At 42.9% G+C, this 19,928-nt stretch carries 15 protein-coding genes and 1 other annotated feature; of the genes, 2 read left to right on the plus strand and 13 right to left on the minus strand.

What is annotated here, in order from left to right; genetic code table 11:
- Positions 1–107 precede the first annotated feature (107 nt).
- On the minus strand, positions 108–1,874 hold the full coding sequence (gene aspS, locus NST13_RS05145) for an aspartate--tRNA ligase (protein ID WP_342469107.1): 1,767 nt from the start codon (positions 1,872–1,874) through the stop codon (positions 108–110).
- A 25-nt stretch (positions 1,875–1,899) separates the two neighbouring features.
- Positions 1,900–3,171: a histidine--tRNA ligase gene (hisS, locus tag NST13_RS05150; RefSeq protein WP_342469106.1), complete on the minus strand. Its 1,272-nt coding sequence runs from the start codon at positions 3,169–3,171 to the stop codon at positions 1,900–1,902.
- Positions 3,172–3,229: 58 nt separating this feature from the next.
- Positions 3,230–3,453: a binding site (T-box leader), on the minus strand.
- A gap of 144 nt (positions 3,454–3,597) precedes the next feature.
- On the opposite strand from hisS, the gene NST13_RS05155 reads away from it, so the two are divergent.
- A complete protein-coding gene (locus tag NST13_RS05155; RefSeq protein WP_342581578.1) occupies positions 3,598–5,130 on the plus strand; it encodes an SH3 domain-containing protein in 1,533 nt (510 codons plus the stop codon).
- Between the two features lie 112 nt (positions 5,131–5,242).
- Here the strand turns inward: NST13_RS05155 and dtd are convergent, their stop codons facing one another.
- The 6 genes from dtd to NST13_RS05185 all read right to left on the minus strand — a co-directional run bounded on the left by dtd (position 5,243) and on the right by NST13_RS05185 (position 14,102).
- Positions 5,243–5,683, minus strand: a complete 441-nt coding sequence (gene dtd / locus NST13_RS05160; protein ID WP_342581579.1) for a D-aminoacyl-tRNA deacylase — start codon at positions 5,681–5,683, stop codon at positions 5,243–5,245.
- 22 nt (positions 5,684–5,705) lie between these two features.
- Entirely contained in the window at positions 5,706–7,901 is a 2,196-nt protein-coding gene (locus NST13_RS05165) for a bifunctional (p)ppGpp synthetase/guanosine-3',5'-bis(diphosphate) 3'-pyrophosphohydrolase (RefSeq protein ID WP_342581580.1), read from the minus strand.
- A 221-nt stretch (positions 7,902–8,122) separates the two neighbouring features.
- Positions 8,123–8,635 (minus strand): adenine phosphoribosyltransferase, encoded by a 513-nt coding sequence (locus NST13_RS05170; RefSeq protein WP_342469102.1) that lies wholly within the window; start codon positions 8,633–8,635, stop codon positions 8,123–8,125.
- A gap of 13 nt (positions 8,636–8,648) precedes the next feature.
- Positions 8,649–10,970, minus strand: a complete 2,322-nt coding sequence (gene recJ / locus NST13_RS05175; RefSeq protein ID WP_342581581.1) for a single-stranded-DNA-specific exonuclease RecJ — start codon at positions 10,968–10,970, stop codon at positions 8,649–8,651.
- A gap of 125 nt (positions 10,971–11,095) precedes the next feature.
- Complete coding sequence (secDF, locus tag NST13_RS05180; RefSeq protein WP_342581582.1) at positions 11,096–13,363, minus strand: protein translocase subunit SecDF; 2,268 nt, start codon at positions 13,361–13,363, stop codon at positions 11,096–11,098.
- A 241-nt stretch (positions 13,364–13,604) separates the two neighbouring features.
- Positions 13,605–14,102: a post-transcriptional regulator gene (locus NST13_RS05185; RefSeq protein WP_342581583.1), complete on the minus strand. Its 498-nt coding sequence runs from the start codon at positions 14,100–14,102 to the stop codon at positions 13,605–13,607.
- Here NST13_RS05185 and NST13_RS05190 point away from each other — a divergent pair.
- Positions 14,032–15,549, plus strand: coding sequence for an oligosaccharide flippase family protein (locus NST13_RS05190; protein ID WP_342469097.1), 1,518 nt, complete (start codon positions 14,032–14,034; stop codon positions 15,547–15,549). The genes NST13_RS05185 and NST13_RS05190 overlap by 71 nt on opposite strands.
- Here the strand turns inward: NST13_RS05190 and NST13_RS05195 are convergent.
- The 5 genes from NST13_RS05195 to ruvB all read right to left on the minus strand — a co-directional run bounded on the left by NST13_RS05195 (position 15,520) and on the right by ruvB (position 19,926).
- Positions 15,520–16,170: a DUF421 domain-containing protein gene (locus tag NST13_RS05195; RefSeq protein ID WP_342469096.1), complete on the minus strand. Its 651-nt coding sequence runs from the start codon at positions 16,168–16,170 to the stop codon at positions 15,520–15,522. The two genes, NST13_RS05190 and NST13_RS05195, sit on opposite strands and share 30 nt — an antisense overlap.
- Positions 16,171–16,290: 120 nt before the next feature.
- Positions 16,291–16,551: a preprotein translocase subunit YajC gene (yajC, locus tag NST13_RS05200; RefSeq protein ID WP_342581584.1), complete on the minus strand. Its 261-nt coding sequence runs from the start codon at positions 16,549–16,551 to the stop codon at positions 16,291–16,293.
- A gap of 122 nt (positions 16,552–16,673) precedes the next feature.
- Positions 16,674–17,819: a tRNA guanosine(34) transglycosylase Tgt gene (gene tgt / locus NST13_RS05205; protein ID WP_342581585.1), complete on the minus strand. Its 1,146-nt coding sequence runs from the start codon at positions 17,817–17,819 to the stop codon at positions 16,674–16,676.
- Positions 17,820–17,872: 53 nt separating this feature from the next.
- A complete protein-coding gene (gene queA, locus NST13_RS05210) occupies positions 17,873–18,910 on the minus strand; it encodes a tRNA preQ1(34) S-adenosylmethionine ribosyltransferase-isomerase QueA (RefSeq protein WP_342469093.1) in 1,038 nt (345 codons plus the stop codon).
- 14 nt (positions 18,911–18,924) lie between these two features.
- Complete coding sequence (gene ruvB, locus NST13_RS05215; RefSeq protein WP_342469092.1) at positions 18,925–19,926, minus strand: Holliday junction branch migration DNA helicase RuvB; 1,002 nt, start codon at positions 19,924–19,926, stop codon at positions 18,925–18,927.
- Positions 19,927–19,928: the final 2 nt, after the last annotated feature.

Consider the following 19,928-nt stretch of genomic DNA (forward strand, 5'->3'; position numbering starts at 1 on the left):
TTTTTTTGATTATTATTGCCATATAAAAGAGGCTGGGACAAAAGATAAAAAAACCTTTTTGCAGCTCGTTCACTTTATTAGTTATGTCCCAGCCTCTTTATCTTCATTTATTCTGGAAGATCGACTTTGATGTGCAATTCTTTCAATTGTTTTGGCGATACCGGGCTTGGCGCTTCCGTCAACAAGCAGCTGGCTGTGGCTGTTTTCGGGAAGGCAATCGTATCTCTCAAGTTGTTGCGGCCTGCCAGAATCATCACTAAACGGTCAAGGCCCATTGCGATTCCGCCATGAGGAGGCACGCCGTATTCAAAGGCTTCAAGCAAGAATCCGAATTGTTCTTGGGCTTGTTCTTTCGTAAATCCTAATAGTTGGAACATTTTTTCTTGCAAGTCTCTTTCGAAAATCCGCAATGAACCTCCGCCCAATTCGTACCCGTTCAACACGATATCGTAAGCTTGGGCGCGTACTTTTCCAGGATCCGTATCCATCAATTCGATATCTTCATCAAATGGACGAGTGAATGGATGGTGGGCCGCTGTATAACGTTTTTCCTCTTCATCCCATTCAAGCAATGGCCAATCTGTCACCCAAAGGAAGGCAAATTGGGATTCATCGATTAAGCCTAACTCTTTTCCTAGTTTGTTGCGCAATGCGCCAAGAGAAGCGGCAACGATGGAAGCATCATCTGCTCCGAACAATAATAAGTCTCCAGGTTCTGCATCTGTTGCTTTCTTAATATCTTCTACAATTTGGCCTTCAAAGAATTTAGCGATAGGGCCAGTAAATCCTTCTTCCGTCACTTTGATCCAAGCCAATCCTTTGGCACCGTAAATCGCAACAAATTCAGTCAACGCATCGATATCTTTGCGGGTAAACTTGTCATTTGCACCTTTGACGTTAATGGCTTTGACAACGCCGCCTTTTTCAACCGCACTTGTAAATACTTTAAAGTTGCAATCTTTTACAATGTCAGTGAGGTTGATTAATTCCAAGCCAAAGCGAACATCCGGTTTGTCGGAACCGAAACGATCCATCGCTTCTTGGTAAGTCATGCGCGGGAATGGCGTTTGCACTTCAATGCCTTTTACTTCTTTCATCACCGCAGCCAGCATGCGTTCCGTCATATCGATAATCTCATCCATGGACATGAAAGAAGTTTCGATATCCACTTGGGTAAATTCCGGTTGACGGTCTGCACGCAAGTCTTCATCACGGAAACAGCGGGCGATTTGGAAATATTTTTCAAATCCTGCCACCATCAATAATTGTTTGAATAATTGCGGTGATTGTGGAAGGGCGTAAAATTCCCCTTCATGCACACGGGATGGAACTAAATAGTCACGTGCACCTTCAGGAGTGGATTTTGTCAAAATCGGTGTTTCCACTTCCAAGAATCCGTCATTTTGCAAGAAGTTGCGGATTGTACGGGTTACATCCGAACGCAATTTGAATGTGTTGTACATCACAGGTCTTCTTAAATCCAAATAACGGTATTTTAAACGGACATCTTCGTTGATATCCACGTAATCCTCAATGGCAAATGGAGGAGTTTTTGACGTGTTGATGATATGGATGTTTGATGCAACGACTTCGATATTTCCTGTTTTAATGTTTGGGTTGACTTGGCTTGGGTCGCGAAGCACAACTTGTCCTTCTATTTCCACTACATATTCATTTCTGATTTTATCCGCAATTTCACGGGCTTCAGGGGCTTCATCGCCAAATACCACTTGCACGATGCCCGTACGGTCGCGAACATCAACGAAAATCAGGCTTCCCAAATCTCTGCGGCGTTGTACCCAACCTTTTAAAACCACCTGCTGTCCATGATGTTCTTCTCTCAATTCTCCACAATAATGTGTTCTTTGTGCCATTTTAAATCCTCCAATTCTTTGCTTCTTAACTTAATTGTTGTTTTAAGAAATTAACAATTTCATTGATTTGGACTTTTTCTTGATTGCCGGTTTCCATATGTTTCACTACCACTATGCCTTCTTCAAGCTCTTCCTCGCCAATGATGACAACAAATTTCGCTTGCAGACGGTCCGCGGATTTCATTTGCGCTTTCATTTTGCGCATCATGTAGTCCATATCCGCCGAAATCCCTTTTAACCGGAAGGAGCTGATAAGTTCCACCGCTTTCAGTTTCGCTTCATCTCCAAGGGCAACGATGTAGGCATCAAGCCCATCATTGACTTCCAATTCCACACCCTCTGCTTCCAAAGCGAGGAGCAACCGTTCAATGGATAAGGCAAATCCGATTCCCGGAACACTTGGCCCTCCGATTTCTTCCACAAGGCCATTATATCTTCCGCCTCCGCATAAGGTTGTAATGGCGCCAAATCCTTCTGCAGTGCTCATAATTTCAAAGGCGGTATGGTTGTAATAATCCAATCCGCGCACCAGATTTGGATCAACCTCATATTCGATGCCCAATACATCCAAATACTTTTTCACTTGATCAAAATACTCTTTTGATGGCGGTGTCAAATAATCCGTCAATTTCGGAGCTGTTTCCATCAGTGGATGCTCCCGGTCCACTTTGCAGTCCAAAATGCGCAATGGATTTTTTTCCAATCGGTTTTTACAGTCATCGCAAAATTCATGGATGCTTGGTTTGAAATGGTTGATGAGCGCTGTTCTGTGGGCATCTCTCGTTTCTTTGTCCCCTAAAGAATTGATGACCAATTTTAAATCTTTTAATCCCAATGTTTGATAAATATCCATTGCAAATGAGATGATTTCCGCATCGATGGCAGGATCTGCGCTTCCGATGGCTTCAACGCCAAATTGTACAAACTGGCGGTATCGTCCTGCCTGCTGACGCTCATAGCGGAACATCGGCCCCATGTATGACAGTTTCACCGGCTGTTCCGGAGCACCATACATTTTATGTTCCACATAGGCGCGAACCGTGGAAGCTGTTCCTTCCGGCCGCAATGTCAATGAACGGCCGCCCCGGTCTTCAAAGGTATACATTTCCTTTTGAACGATATCCGTCGTATCCCCTACACTCCGTTGAAAAAGTTCCGTATGTTCAAAGATTGGTGTCCGTATTTCTTTATATCGATAAACACGTGCCAATTCCCGTAAAACGGACTCGATTTTTTGCCACTTTGGCGTTTGTTCCGGCAAAATATCCTGTGTTCCTCTAGGTACTTTAAAAGCCATTTTGTATCTCCTTCCTGCAAACAAAATTTGGAACAAAAAAATGCTCTCATCCCTCATTACAAGGGACGAAAGCATATCACTTCCGCGGTTCCACCCTAGTTGACGTGCAGCATACACGTCCACTCAATACGGATAACGGCCGTTTCCGTTTTTCCCTACTCATTTTCAGGAAAAAGCCTCTCAAGTGTTCTTCACAAAAACCGTCAGTAGGAAAGATTTCAGCCTATGTCTTTCCCTCTCTGGACTTCAGGCAATTGCTACTCTCTTGGTCATGGGCTTTCGACAACATTTTCACATTACTTTTTATCATAATTGTGGAATGAAAAGTTGTCAACCATTTTCAAAAAAGTATAGATTTATGCCACACATACATTTTACAATAAAAAAGAGAATTCAACATTTATTGTCATTGAAAGTTGGATGTTTATGAAGCGAACATTATTTTTTCTCTGCATCATGCTAATCGTTACAAGCTTAACTACATATCTTCCATCCTTTGTTTCAGCGGACAATAAAGAAAACCGCATTGTCCATGCTGAAAAATTGCATTTGCGGGAAGGTCCCGGTTTATCCTACCCAATCCTCGATACCCTTGAACAAAATGAAAAGTTGAAGGTGTTGGATTCCGAGGGGGATTGGCTTTACGTCGAAACCGGCGGGAAGAAAGGCTGGGTGGCTTCCTGGTTGACACAAAAAGAGCAAAATCGGGATGCAAAAAAATATGCGGTTATCCAAGTCGATCACTTAAATATTCGGCTGGAACCATCCCTTGATTCTCCAGTGATCGGACAACTATTTACAGGAGAGCAGGTGGCCGTGCAAGACGAGAGGGATCAATGGGTTCAAATCCAGTATCAGCAATCCACCGGTTGGGTTTCTTCGGATTTTATTACGATAAAAGAAGAAAAGTATGAAGAAAGCAATAACGCGACTGAAGAACCCGAAAGAATCGAAGCAGAGGAAGCGGATCATTTCACAATCACCGTCGATGCGGTCATCGTGCGAAAAAAACCGAATTTAAAATCGAAAAAACTGGGTATTGCGAATAAAGGCGAGGAATATACAGTCCTGGATCGGGATCACCATTGGCTTCAAATCGATTTTCACGGCAAAAAAGGATGGATTTACAGCTTTTACGGATCTTTTGACTCGGCAGCAAAGGATGAAGACAATCAATCGAATCGGATTACAATCATTTACAATGGTACAAATATCCGAGAAGAACCCAGCACTTCATCCAATGTGTTAATGAATGCCCAAGCCGGTGAGCAATATGATGTCATAACCGTAGATGGCGATTGGTACAAAATTCAGCTTCCGAATGATGAAATCGGGTATGTGGCTGGTTGGGTCGTTTCCACCAATGGACAACCACAATTGGAGGAAAAGAAAGAGAAACGGAAAAAAGGGACATTGAATGGTGTTACCATCGTGCTTGACCCTGGACATGGCGGGAACGACCAGGGAACCGCCGGACTCCGAAACACCATTGAAAAAGAAATCACTTTAAAAACCGCTGAACTGTTAAGATCCAAATTGCAGCAAGCGGGGGCAAACGTGTATTTAACCCGGGAATCCGATGTGTACGTCGGGCTCCAAAAGAGGGTGGCAATGGCCCATCAGCAGGCGGCGGACGCCTTCATCAGCATCCATTATGATGCCAGTGAAGACCGCACCATCTCGGGATTTACAACCTATTATTACCACTCTTATCAGGAATCCCTTGCCCAATATGTGCACGAAGGGGTGGCAAAGCAGTTGTCATTGCGTGACCGTGGCGTGCAGAAAGGGAATTATTTAGTCTTGAGGGAAAATAAACAAAATGCCGTTTTGCTGGAGTTGGGCTATTTAAGCAATCCTGGCGAAGAGAAAGTGATCAATACAGACCGCTTCCGTGAACAGGCAACCATGGGCATTTATGAAGGAATATTAAAATATTTTGATGATCAGTTAAAATAAAAAAGTACGAAGTAGATTCGCACTTTTTTATTTTTGGCATTCTCCTTCTCACTTTTTATGGTGAAAAAGATAAAGCTGCCCGGAAAAGAACTTTCCAAGCAGCCTTTTTATATTACTTTGATTCCAGAATGATTGTCACCGGGCCATCATTGACAAGGGACACTTCCATCATGGCACCGAAAATGCCCGTTGCCACTTTTAACCCTTGTTCCCGCAATGCTTCATTAAAAGCGTTCCATAGGGGTTCCGCCTGCTCCGGCCGGGCAGCTTCCACAAAGCTCGGCCTTCTCCCCTTTTTCGTTTCAGCATACAAAGTGAATTGGGAGACGGATAAAATTTCCCCTCCATGCTCTTTAATGGAATGGTTCATTTTCCCTTGTTCATCTTCCCAAAGACGGATTTCCGCCACTTTCTTCGCTAAATAGTTCGCATCGTCCATTGTATCCGAATGGGTAATGCCGACAAGCAATACATATCCTTTTTCGATTTGCCCTGTCACTTTTCCATCCACTGTCACTTTTGCTTCTTTGCTGCGTTGCAAAACAACTCTCATCGACAAACACACCTCAAAACGACTAATTTATCACCCGTTGCACAGAATAAATATCCGGCATTTGTTTTATTTTTTCAACCACTTTATGCAATACGGAAATGTTCGAAATTGCCAAAGTCAAATGAAGCGTTGCAATCTTATCATGGGCCGCGCGACCGGAAACCGCCAAAATATTCACTTTCGTTTCTGTCACGGCATGCATGACGTCATTTAAAATTCCAGGCCGGTCAAATGCGGAAATTTCAATATCGACAGGATATTCTTTTTTCATGGATGTGTCGCTATGTTCCCATTCCACTTCAATCAAACGGTCTTCACAGCCGGATTGCACGTTCGGACAATCTTTGCGGTGAACGGAGACCCCCCTGCCTTTTGTAATGAATCCGACGATTTCGTCTCCAGGGACCGGCGTACAGCATCGGGATAATCGGACCAATAAATTGTCGATCCCTTTGACAACAACGCCCATTTCCCCGCTGCTTTTCTTCTGTTTCTGGCTTTGCATCTCTTTTTGAAGTTTTTCAAGAGCTTCTTCCTTTTCACGCTCTCTTCGTTTTTTCTCGGCAAGGCGGTTCACCACCTGCTGAGGAGTGATTCCCCCGACGCCGACCGCAGCATATAAATCTTCTTCATTGGCAAAATTCAATTTATTTAAAACCCGTTGCAAATTCTCTTCGGATAGAACTTCTTTTACATCAAATTCTTGGGCTTTTATTTCTTTTTCAATCAATTCTTTTCCTTTTAGCACATTTTCTTCGCGCAAGTGCTTTTTGAAGAATTGTTTGATTTTGTTTCGCGCCTGGGAACTTTGCGCAATTTTCAACCAGTCCCTGCTTGGGCCAAAGGATTGTTTGGATGTCAATATTTCAACAATATCGCCCGTTTTCAGCGGCGTATCAAGAGGCACCATTTTACCATTCACTTTGGCGCCGATGGTACGGTTTCCAACCTCCGTATGCACACGATACGCAAAATCGATTGGAACGCTGCCTGCAGGCAATTCAATGACATCCCCTTTTGGCGTAAACACATAAACCATATCGGAAAATAAATCCAATTTGAGCGCTTCCATAAACTCTTCCGCATTGGAAGATTCGTTTTGGAACTCCAAAATTTCACGGAACCAAGTGAGTTTTTGGTCGATGCTTTCCTTATTTGGATTGACCGTTTTCCCTTCTTTATATGCCCAGTGCGCAGCAATCCCGTATTCCGCGATTTTGTGCATTTCTTTCGTGCGGATTTGCACTTCCAACGGATCCCCATATGGACCAATGACCGTCGTATGAAGGGATTGATACAAGTTCTGTTTCGGCATGGCGATATAATCTTTGAAACGGCCAGGCATCGGCTTCCAAAGGGTATGAACAATCCCTAAAACCGCATAGCAATCTTTGATGCTATCAACAATGATACGGACAGCCAATAAATCATAAATTTCATTGAACTCTTTATTTTGCAGAACCATTTTCCGATAAATACTATAAATATGTTTCGGACGGCCGTAGATTTCTGCTTCAATATTGACTTCTTTTAATTGGGAGCGGATTTCTGCCATGACATTTTCCAAATACGCTTCCCGTTCCGTACGTTTTCTTTTCATTAAGCTGACGATTCGATAATATTGCTGAGGATTTAAATAGCGGAGAGCCGTATCTTCCAACTCCCATTTCACCTTCGAAATTCCGAGGCGATGGGCAAGAGGAGCGAAAATTTCCAACGTTTCTTGGGAAATCCGACGCTGCTTTTCTGCGGATAAATGCTTTAACGTACGCATATTGTGAAGGCGGTCAGCTAATTTAATCAAAATGACACGAATATCCTGTGCCATTGCAACAAACATTTTTCGATGATTTTCTGCTTGCTGCTCTTCTTTTGATAAATATTTAATTTTTCCTAATTTTGTGACACCATCGACGAGCATGGCCACTTCTTCCCCAAACTCGGCCACCAAATCTTCCCGGGTAACCGAAGTATCTTCCACCACATCATGAAGGAAGCCTGCAGCCACCGTTTCCGGATCCATTTGGAGATCCGCCAAAATTCCCGCCACTTGAATTGGATGAATGATATATGGTTCTCCCGATTTACGAGTTTGTTCCTTATGCGCTTCTTTTGCCACCTCATAAGCTTTTTTCACAAATTCGACGTGCTCATCATTCATATAAGTTTTTACTTTTGCGAATACATCTTCGGGCGTCAAAATTTGCTCCTTCGCCATGATTTGTCCACCTTCAAAAAATTTTCTGTTTAATAGTATAAGATTAATTTTATAAAAAAAATATATAAAATGTAAAGTCAAGTCTTCGAATATTGCTTTCAATCAACATTTTAGAATACTGTCGGAATTTGTCAAAATTTTTCTGCTGTAATGGATTTCTTTAAATTATATAGTAAAAGAATTCGCACCGCTTTTATTTCGTGCGAATTCTTCAATGGAAATCAATATTGGATCAATGTTTTGATAGGATAATTTCCAATTCTTTCGCGGCCATTTAATTCTGTCAGCTCAATGAGAAATGCACAACCAACCACTTTGCCTCCAAGTTTTTCAACGATTTGGATCGTTGCATCCACCGTGCCGCCAGTTGCAAGCAAATCATCAATGATTAACACTTTTTGGCCGGGTGAAACGGCATCTTTGTGCATGGCAAGAACATTCGTCCCATATTCCAAATCATATTCCACACTCACGACTTCCCTTGGCAATTTTCCTGGTTTACGAACCGGCGCAAAACCGATGTTCAAAGCGTATGCCACTGGGCAGCCGATAATGAATCCCCGCGCTTCCGGTCCAACGATGATTTCCGCTTCGACCTCTTTTGCAAATTCAACAATTTTGTCAACCGCATATTTGAATGCCGCCCCATTATCCATCAATGGTGTAATATCTTTAAAGCTGATCCCTTCTTTTGGAAAGTCTTCCACAATCGCAATATATTCTTTTAAATCCATTCAAATTTCCTCCTTAGGAATATGAAAAATCCTTGATTCGTTCATTAAACCATTGCTTCAACTCAGAATAAGTGGAATACAAAAACTGTTGTTCCAATTCGATTTGCTGTTTGCGCAATTGATATGTGGCCGCTTCTGCAAGGGAGCGTTTTTCGGCAAATTGATTCACTGTAATCAAACCATTTTCTATTGTAACAAAACCGAGTTCAAAAAACACCTTTGTCATAAATTTAATGTTTTCCCCATTCAATCCCAGATGTCTAGATAAATGGGGGATATGCTCGTTCAAGTCAACAAATGGACGGCTCTTTAGCAACGTGTAATAATGCGCAAAATGTTTGCGTGTCGGCATCCCGTTAAAGAACAGAGAATTTGGTGTATAAAAAAATGCATAAATCCGCTTTGGTTTGACGTTTTCAATCAGCATTTCCATTTCATGAAGCTGTTTTGGCAAGTCCAGTAACACCAGATACGGCGAAACGGAATCAGAGATCCCATCCCCGATGAACTGTACGGATGGCAGCATTCCGCGGAAGTACTGGACCGTTTCCTCCCGAAAAGCCACAAAGGCAGATTCCATGGGGATCGTTTTCAACAATTGATTCACATTTGCTTTTCCCCGATAATCGAATAATTGCCACTCGGAAGTTTGGACATCCGAAATGAAAAATTGCGCCTTTTTCCGGCCTTGCCATTCGTTGATTTGCAAATCTCCGGCAACGGACAATTTAACGCCATAAGTGATTTCATTATACAAATGGCCTTTGTTGAATCCGACCGCATCAATGATTCCATGGGCATTTTCCAGTTCCATTTTAATATGATCTTCGTTCGCCCCGATTTTTCGCATCGATCGGACAGAAACTTGCTGAATCGCAAATATCGGCTTTTCAAACCCGACGCCAAAGGGTTTCAATGCCTGCACTTCTTCAATGGCTTCCACCGTAGCCTCACTTAAATCGACCAGCACATCTATCGACAACTTTGGAGTCAACAATTCTTCGGTCAAACATTCCGATGCTTGCTGATGGAGACGATTCCGCAATTCATCGATATTGTCAACGGATAATGTCATCCCGGCAGCCATCGGGTGGCCCCCAAAATGAGGGAGAATATCCCGGTTTTTCGCAAGTTCATTGTAAAGATGGAATCCGTCGATGCTTCTTGCGGAGCCTTTCGCAAGGCCGGTCTCCGGATCGATGGATAAGACAATCGTTGGTTTGTAATATTTCTCCACCAAACGGGAAGCAACAATCCCAATGACGCCCGCATGCCACCCTTCCTTTGCAACGACCAGCACTAAGGAGTTCCCTATTTCAGGATTGTTTTCAATGATCTCAATGGCTTCTTTGGTTATCTCATTGACAAAGTCTTTCCGTTCATTATTTTTTTGATTTAATAATTTTGCACCAACCGCAGCGCTTTGCATATCCTCACTCATTAAAAATTCCACGCCGGGTTTTGCATCATCCAAACGGCCAATCGCATTTAAACGGGGGCCAAAATAAAATCCGATGACCTCTTCATCGATTTCATGCTGTTTCACACCTGAGACCTCACATAATGCCTGAACCCATGGCCGGTTTGAATGCCGGATATATTCAATCCCCTTTTTTGCAAGGTACCGATTTTCCCCTCTCAATGGCACCAAATCCGCAATGGTACCAATTGCCACATACTCGAATAAATGTTCAGGCACTTCTCCATATAAAGCGTGAGCCAGTTTAAATGCCACTCCTACCCCCGCCAATTCGCCAAAAGGATAATGCCCTTCCGGAATTCTCGGATGAACGATAACGTCTGCAGGTGGAAGCTCATCCCCCGGTTCATGATGGTCCGTTACAATGACATCCATGCCAAGCTCTTTCGCCAGCCGAATCGGTTCAATCCCGCTAATCCCATTATCGACGGTAATAATCAATTGAATTCCATTTTCATGGGCCTTTCTGAACAATTCTTCATGCGGGCCGTAGCCATGGACAAAGCGGTTCGGGATTTCGTAGTCAACATCCGCTCCCAAATCAAGCAGCACATTGAGCATGACCGTTGTACTTGTAATACCGTCTGCATCATAATCTCCGTAGATCAATATTTTTTCTCCCCGTTCCAGGGCGAGCTCAATGCGTTCCACCGCTTCTTTCATTCCCGATAACAAATAAGGGTTATGTAAATGATCGTCATCTGTATAGAAAATATCCTTCGCTTCATCAATATTTTGGACTCTTGAAGCCAATATTTTTGCAGCTAAACTGGAAATGTCCAATTCCTTTTGAAGTTGTTGAACAAACATTTCATCGGGTCTCTGAATCTTCCACGTTTTCGTAGACTCTATCATTTTCCTCACTTCCTCACGAAGTTCATTATACCGAAATTTCAATAGAATTGGATATGAATTTTATAGAAGCCGGCAGACAAAAAAAGATGCTCCCAAAGTACGGGAGCATCTTATTCAAACGGTCATTAAACAACCGGCTCGTCTGAACCCCATTGTTTTTTCTCTTTTTTCTTCAACGTTGTACCTTTCTTGTCCATTTCTCTTGATTTAAGCGTATACCAAATCTGTGCCGCGATACAAATGGATGAATACATACCCGTTACCAAACCGATCAGCAAGGCAATCGAGAAGTTTCGGATAGCCGGCGCCCCGAAGATCAAGAGTGCAACGACAACGACAATGACCGTCAACACCGTGTTCACGGAACGTCCCATTGTTTGGCGGAGAGATTTATTAACAATGTCCGCAAGCGCTTCTTTTGTTTTGATTTCACCTTTATGGTCGACATTTTCACGGATACGGTCGAAGGTAACAATCGTATCGTTGATGGAATAACCGACAATCGTCAAGATCGCGGCGATAAACGTAATGTCAACTTCTATACGGAACACACTAAAAATCGCAACCATGAAGAATACGTCATGGAGCAATGAAGCAATCGCACCAACCCCCATTCTCCATTCGAAGCGTACAGCCACATAAATGATAATTCCTATGGCAGCGATGGCTAATGCTTTAATCGCATTTTTCACCAATTCCCGGCCAACCGTTGGGGAAACGGTGCTGACATTTGGTTCATGGCCATAGTCATCCATGATCGCCTTTTTCAAATCCAATGTTTCTTGTTGTGTGAAGTCTTTTTTATACGTTGCAACAGCGGTATCGCTGTTTTCTCCGCTGATGACCAATTCATCCGGAGCAAATCCGATTTTATCCAAATAATCGGCCATTTTTTCCTGAGTTGTCGGTTCATTTGTCAAAATTTCCACACGCGTACCGCTGGAGAAATCGATGCCCAAGTTCAACCGGAAAATGCCAATCATGATAGCCCCAAGTATGATGATGACCAACGAAATGGCATAGAATTTTTTGCGGTTATGAACAAAGTCGAAACGGTCAAAATTCGTGGACAAATCTAATGTTTCCACGCCTTCTGAAGGATCGTGAATTTTTGATTTGCGAACGCCATAGAAGAATGGATTTTCGAATTTGCCGCTTTTCACAAGCAATCCTAGCAGCACACGGGACAACCAGACAGAAGTTAAGAAACTCAATAAGATGGAAATGATTAACGTTGTTGCAAATCCTTTAACAGAACTTGTACCGAAGTAGAATAATACAACCGCAGCAAGCAAAGTTGTGAGCTGCGCATCAATAATCGCGCTCAAGGATACTTTGGATCCGATTTTAAATGCTTCTTCTGCGGATTTTCCGACCCGGAGTTCCTCCCGTATCCGCTCGGCCGTCAAAATGTTCGCATCCACGGCCATCCCGATACCGAGCACGAGCGCGGCAATCCCCGGCAACGTCAACACGGCACCAATCCAATTTTGGATGAGGAGCACCAAGTATGAGAATACCGTTAACGTGATGATGGAAATGAATCCAGGCAAACGGTAGTAAAGCAACATGAAGATGAAGATTAATGCTACGCCGACGATGCTGGCGAATACTGTGCTTTGTAATGCTTGTTCACCAAACTGAGCGCCCACGGATGTCGCATAAATTTCCGTCAATTTTACCGGTAGCGCCCCTGCATTTAAGATACTTGCCAAGTTTTTTGTTTCCTCAACGGTAAAATTACCGGAAATCATGACGTCCGTTGTATTTAATGTTTGATTTACCGATGCTGCCGAAATGTATTTTGGATCAGGTTTTGCCGCTTCTTTTTTGAAAGAATCTTTTCCTTCTTCAAAGTCCATCCAAATTACAAGCAGATTTTCCCCTTGCGGCATTTTGGAAATTTTCGAAGTGATTTCAGCAAATTTTTGCGCGTCTTTCAAAGTTAATGTTACAATCGGCCGGTTTTGATTGTCGAAAGAAGCCGCCGCACCGCCCTCTTTCAAATCCGAACCGTCCAATAATAAATTATCGTTGACGTCACGGAATGTTAAATTCGCCGTACTTGATAACATTTCCCGTGCAGACGATTGATCGTCAATTCCTGCAAGCTGAACGCGGATGCGGTTTTCCCCTTCAACCTGTATGCTTGGCTCACTTACACCGAAAGCGTCAATCCGCTTTGATAAGGCGGTCGTCGTATCCGCAACGATATCATGGGTAATTTTTTGCCCATCTTTCAAAGGTTGTACTTCATATAAAACTTCGAATCCGCCTTGCAAGTCAAGCCCTAGTTTTACATCTTCCAAAACGCCTTTTACTGTATAACCCATCGCTCCAAATAGGACGACAACAGCCACAATAAAGGCTATGATACGGCTTTTTGAATTCATCTAAAATCCTCCTCGATGCAATATGTACAAATGCTTGTACATACATAAACACATGAAAGCATATCTTTACAATAATCTTTCGAACAAGGGACGCTGAAAAATTTTTCGTGATATTCCCGGACCCTGCGGAATAGACTTGAAATGAAAAATCATCGTTCGAAATAATTGTAAAAATATACCTTTCCATTTCCTATGTAACAAACTAATTATGGAACACGAAAGTCAAGCTGTCAAACTGATTCTAGTTGTTTTCTGTGTCAGAATTGTTATGTTTTGCAGGATTTAACAGTTCTTTCAATTCATCCTGATTCAATTCGGAAAACCAGTTCGTCGATTGAAACTGCTGTATTTGCAAATGACTGACAATTTCTGAAGCCCTTAAAGAAAAAATCGTCGAAACCACCTCATGAATCCGGATTTCAGCCAAGTTTTTCTTCCGCCATTTCTTTTGGAGGCAAAAATTCCAAAGATCTTCGATTGCAATACCTTCATAACCATTTAACTTTATTTCTTCCAATTTACTGTTCAACACCGGCAAGACCTGCTTAAATAAGCGCTCATGTTCGACCATCGTTATTTCATCACTCCACCGTTCTGTTTTAACTGAATATTTGAAAGCATACAAATATTGTAACGAAAAAAACATTACTTGAGAAGGGACTGTAGGAATGGCATCTTTTGTTAGAGGGACAATTTTTCTCACCGTTGTCATTTTCTTATCAAAACTTTTCGGATTCATATATAGAATGCAATTTATGAGAGTGGCAGGGGAAGAAGCTGTCGGAGTTTATATGACGGCCTATCCCGCGTATATCTTTTTCGTTTCCGTTTTGCAGCTTGGCATTCCGATCGCGGTGGCAAAAGTGATTGCGGAACTGTATGCGAAACGTCAAATGGGACAACTTCATTCGGTCATGAAAACCGCTTCAGTTTGGTCCGTTTTATCCATCATTTTATTTACGCCCGTTTTAATCATTTTCATCCCATTTTTAGCAGAAACCCTTTTACATAATGAAGGAACAAAAATTACCCTGTATATAGCTTTAGGTGCTGTTCCGATCATCGTTTTTTCAGGTCTGATCCGGGGATTCTTGCAAGGCATCGCCATCATTTCGGCAACTGCCTGGTCCCAAATGATCGAACAATTGGTGCGCATCGTATTGATTACCTTGGCATTGCCTTTTTTTGTCGTGCCGGACAACCCTGAATTGACTGCAGCCTATGCAATGGCAATTACCGCCATTGGCGAATTGATCTCATTCATCTATTTATACATCCACTATGTAACAAAAAAAGGGAAACTGAAAAAACCATCTTCCACCAAACCTTATCCTGCAATGCCTTTACTGCGAATCGCCATTCCCAGTGCCGGGAGCAGATTGTTTGGAACGTTCACCTGGTTTTTGGAACCAATCGTCTTTTTGAAAGCCTTGACATTGGCCGGACTGACTGCGGCAGGTGCAACAACCCTGTACGGAATCATTTCCGGCGTACATGTACCTTTATTGTTATTCCCTTCTTTCATTCCGAATGCATTGGCCATTGTGCTGATTCCTGCGGTAAGTGATGCGGTGGCAAGAAACAATCACAGGTTATTGAACGATCGCATCGGAGTAAGTTTGCGCCTTTCATCCATTATCGGTGCATATGCGGCCACTTATTTTTTCCTCCATGGCGATGAACTCGCAATGCGCCTCTTTCACTTGGAGGAAAACCGCGGTTTTATGAAGATCCTGGCGCCGATTTTCTATTTCTACTATATACAAAGCCCTCTCCATTCCATTTTGCAGGCAATTGATGAAGCCAGACCGGCGATGATGAACTCCATTTACGGAGGGATCGGAAAATTATTTGTCATGTTTGTACTGGCTTCCCAACCATTTATTCAAGAATACGGAGCGATTATCGCCATCGGATTCGGAGTATTGGTGACATCGTTTTTACATATGGCAACACTCAGAGGGCATAAAATGATCAGTTCCGGGTTCCGGTTTTTTGCCATTCCTTACGTGATTTTTATCATTACTTGTTTCATCCAAAATTATTTGCTCAGTAAAATCTCATTTGGCTTTTGGAAAGACAGTGCATTGACAATCCTGTTGTTGACGTTCCTTCTGCTTCTGACAAATCAATTTAAATGGAGCGATTTTCGATATTTACGATCCGTTTTTGGTCGCAGATTTTAATTGAATATGCAAATCATAATTTTCATAACAACAGTAAAAAATTTCCTCGGGATTGTCATACCCTTTCTTTTTTAAGGTTTCCAACAGCCATTCCCTGTCTTTTTCAATAAATTGCAAATGCCGGTCCACAATATAGCCGTCCACGATCAATGGGAAAACTACCGGTTCATCGTCTCTTAAAAAGATTGATAGTTTACCGGACGGTTCCAGAAATGCATATTTGATTTGTTGGACGGATGAAATGCGCTGTTCACGCATTTGCTGGAACAAGTCATCCAAATTGTAGCGCTGCTTTTTCATTTCCTCTTGATTGATGACGCCGTCTTCCACAATAATCGATGGATCTCCATCGATTAAATCGCGCAGTTTTTTACTTTTTAATGCAAGCATTGAATTTAAATATTGAATGCCTAATAAAATCAAAATTGGAAAAACATTCTCAAATATGGGCTTTTCCAACTCATCTATAGAGAAAGCCACACATTCTGCAATCAGCACAAAAACGACCAAATCCATGATGCTCAATTCGCCGACTTCCCGTTTTCCCATCAGGCGAAAGACGATTAAAACAAGAATATATAAAAAAACGGTTCGGAAAAGGATCTGCAAATATATTTCCATACACCCACACCCTTTCTTTTCTATTGTTTGCGAAGTGCCCATCAACTATGCAAAATAAAAAAGGTTTACCTTTATAGGAAACAGGTAAACCTTTTTCTTCATTTTTTCTATTCCACTTGATTAATCGTTGATTACTCGTCCAATTGCTTGACGTTCAAATTTTAAGCGGGTTTTCCCATCTACAAGAAGATAAACCACTGAATCTTCCAAAGACTCGACTTCTCCGTGAAGCCCCCCGATTGTCACCACTTTATCTCCGCGTTTTAAATTATTTTGCATTTCTTGCGTAGCTTTTTGGCGCTTTTGGGCTGGACGAATCAAAATGAACCACATCGCCACAAACATAATGATGATCGGTAGTAAATTATATAATGTTTCCACTTGTTGACTCCCCTTTCTGATTCTCACTTCATAAGTATAGTATAAAACATTGGTAAAAATCGATTTTATTTTCTAATTTATTTAAAAAAACTCGTTTTTTTCAATCTTTCATTTTTTATGCATCAAAAATTCTTTGCATTCGGCTTATTGAAGCCATATTGTTCGAAAAATTCATCACGGAAGTCAAGCAACCGGTCTTCCCTGATAGCCTGTCTCACTTTTTCCATCAATCTTAACAAGAAGTAAAGATTGTGGTACGTTGTCAGTCTCAATCCAAAGATTTCGCCTGTCCGGAGCAAATGGCGCACGTAAGCACGGGAATAGTTTTTGCATGCATAACAATCGCAGTTTGGATCGAGTGGGCCAAAATCCCGTGCATATTGGGCGTTTTTGATCACAAGGCGGCCTTGTGATGTCATGAGCGTGCCGTTACGGGCAATTCTTGTAGGCAACACACAGTCAAACATGTCAATGCCCCGGATCGCCCCTTCAATCAAAGCATCCGGTGAACCGACTCCCATTAAATAGCGGGGCTTATTCTCCGGCAGTAATGGGGTTGTAAATTCAAGAACGCGGTACATGACATCTTTTGGTTCCCCTACCGATAAACCGCCGACCGCATACCCTGGCAAATCCAGTTCCACAAGGGCTTCCGCGGAACGCTTTCTTAAATCTTCAAATTCGCCGCCTTGGACGATGCCGAACAAACCTTGCTCTTCCGGACGTTGATGGGCTTCTTTGCACCGCTTTGCCCAGCGCGTTGTCCGGTCGACGCTTTGCATCATATAGTCGTAGGATGCTGGATATGGGGGACACTCATCAAAGGCCATGATAATGTCTGACCCCAAATCATTTTGAATTTGAATGGATTTTTCAGGGCTCAAAAACAGTTTGTCCCCGTTCAGATGGTTGCGGAAATAAACCCCTTCTTCTTCAATTTTCCGAAGATCGCTCAAGGAAAATACTTGAAATCCGCCGGAATCGGTCAAAATCGGACGGTCCCAATTCATAAATTTGTGGAGGCCGCCCGCCTCTTTCACGATATCATTTCCCGGTCTGAGCCATAAATGGTATGTGTTTGACAAGATGATGCCTGCCCCGATTTCTTTCAGCTCTTCAGGCGACATCGTTTTTACCGTCGCCTGCGTTCCCACAGGCATGAAGGCTGGTGTTTCAAAAGAACCGTGCGACGTATGGACGATCCCTAACCTCGCGCCTGATTGTTTACATGTTTTTATATGTTCATAACGAATTGCTGGTTGAGTCATCAATAATTCCTCTCTTCATCTAAAGTATAAACAGTACTTCGATTGATTGAGTTCTATTGTTTCGGTCTGATGTACATCGCATCCCCGAAACTGAAGAAACGGTACCGCTCTTTGATCGCTTCACTGTATGCATGGAAAATCGTTTCTTTTCCGGCCAATGCGCTGACAAGCATGACAAGGGTGGATTTAGGCAGATGGAAGTTTGTAACAAGTCCGTCAATGCATTTAAATTCATAGCCCGGATAAATAAAAATATCCGTCCATCCCTGTTCCGCCTTGATTTTCCCATCATATTTGGAAGCGACGGTTTCAAGGGTTCTTGTGGATGTGGTGCCGACAGCAATCACTTTTCCGCCGTTCGCCTTCACGCGGTTGATCGTTTCAGCGGCGCTTTCACTGATGCTGTAAAATTCTGAATGCATCTTGTGTTCCTCGATTGTATCGCTTGTCACCGGACGGAAAGTGCCCAATCCAACATGAAGGGTGATGAAGACAATTTCCACCCCTTTATTCCGGATCTGTTCCAGCAGTTCTTCCGTGAAATGAAGTCCCGCAGTGGGCGCCGCAGCCGAACCGACTTCTTTTGCATAAACCGTCTGGTAGCGTTCTTTATCTTCCAACTTTTCATGAATATATGGTGGCAGCGGCATTTCTCCGAGCTTGTCCAGCACTTCATAAAAAATGCCGTCATAATGGAACTCGAAAACCCGTCCGCCGTGTTCGAGGATGTCCGTGCAGGTCGCTTTCATCCGTCCATCCCCAAAGGTGATGGTTGTGCCGATTTTTACCCTTTTGGCCGGTTTGACCAATGTCTCCCACTTGTCATCTTCCAATTGTTTTAATAACAATACTTCCACGTGCGCCCCTGTTTCTTCCTTCACGCCAAAAAGCCGTGCAGGCATCACGCGGGTATCATTCAACACAAGACAATCACCGGGATTCAGCTCATTTATAATATGCGAAAATTGATGATGTTCAATCTCCTTTGTAAAAGGTGTCACCACAAGAAGTCTGCTTGCGGCGCGATCCTCGAGCGGTGTTTGGGCAATCAATTCTTCAGGTAAATCAAAATCAAATTCTTCTATTTTCATACTTAAACTTCCTTTTACTTAGTTTCATGATAAGTATAACCAAGATGTTCAAAAGCTAGTTTTGTCGCAACCCGGCCACGTGGCGTCCGTTGAATAAATCCGATTTGCATCAAGTAAGGTTCGTACACATCTTCAATGGTGATGCGTTCTTCGCCGATCGAAGCAGCCAACGTATCGAGTCCGACCGGTCCCCCGTTGAATTGGACAATCATGCTTTGCAGCAATTTATGGTCAATCTGATCCAATCCAAAACGGTCCACTTGAAGCAGTTCCAAAGCCTGTTTGGCAATGTCAAGGGTAATCCATCCGTTCCCGATCACTTGCGCATAATCCCGCACCCGTTTCAGCAAGCGATTGGCAATCCGGGGAGTCCCGCGGGAGCGTCTCGCAATCTCCTCTGCCGCTTTGTCATCAATATCCACTTCAAACAGTTTACTACTTCTTTTGACAATTTCAATCAAAGATTCTTCATCATAAAAATCCAGTCTCAATAATACGCCGAAACGATCCCTTAAAGGTGCTGACAATGAGCCGACCCTTGTTGTCGCCCCCACCAATGTGAAAGGCGGCAAGTCCAATCGGATGGATCGCGCTTCAGGTCCCTTTCCGACGACGATATCAAGACAAAAATCTTCCATCGCGGGATAAAGCACTTCTTCTATTGCCCGGGAAAGCCGGTGTATTTCATCAATAAAAAGAACATCCCCCGGTTCCAATGAATTGACAATGGCCGCCAAGTCACCCGGCCGTTCAATGGCAGGACCGCTCGTAAGCCGTATATTGACCCCCAATTCATTGGCAATGATATTGGCCAATGTGGTTTTCCCGAGTCCTGGGGGGCCATACAGCAGCACATGGTCCAAGGACTCTTTCCTCATTTTTGCCGCTTCAATAAAAATCTTTAAATTCTCTTTCACTTGTTGTTGCCCGATATATTGGGACAACCATTGGGGTCTGAGGGAAAGCTCGTATTGTTGTTCCGATTCATTTGCTTCGCTAGATACGATCCGATCCACTT

Source organism: Ureibacillus sp. FSL W7-1570 (assembly GCF_038593265.1).
In the GTDB taxonomy this organism is placed as follows: domain Bacteria; phylum Bacillota; class Bacilli; order Bacillales_A; family Planococcaceae; genus Ureibacillus; species Ureibacillus suwonensis.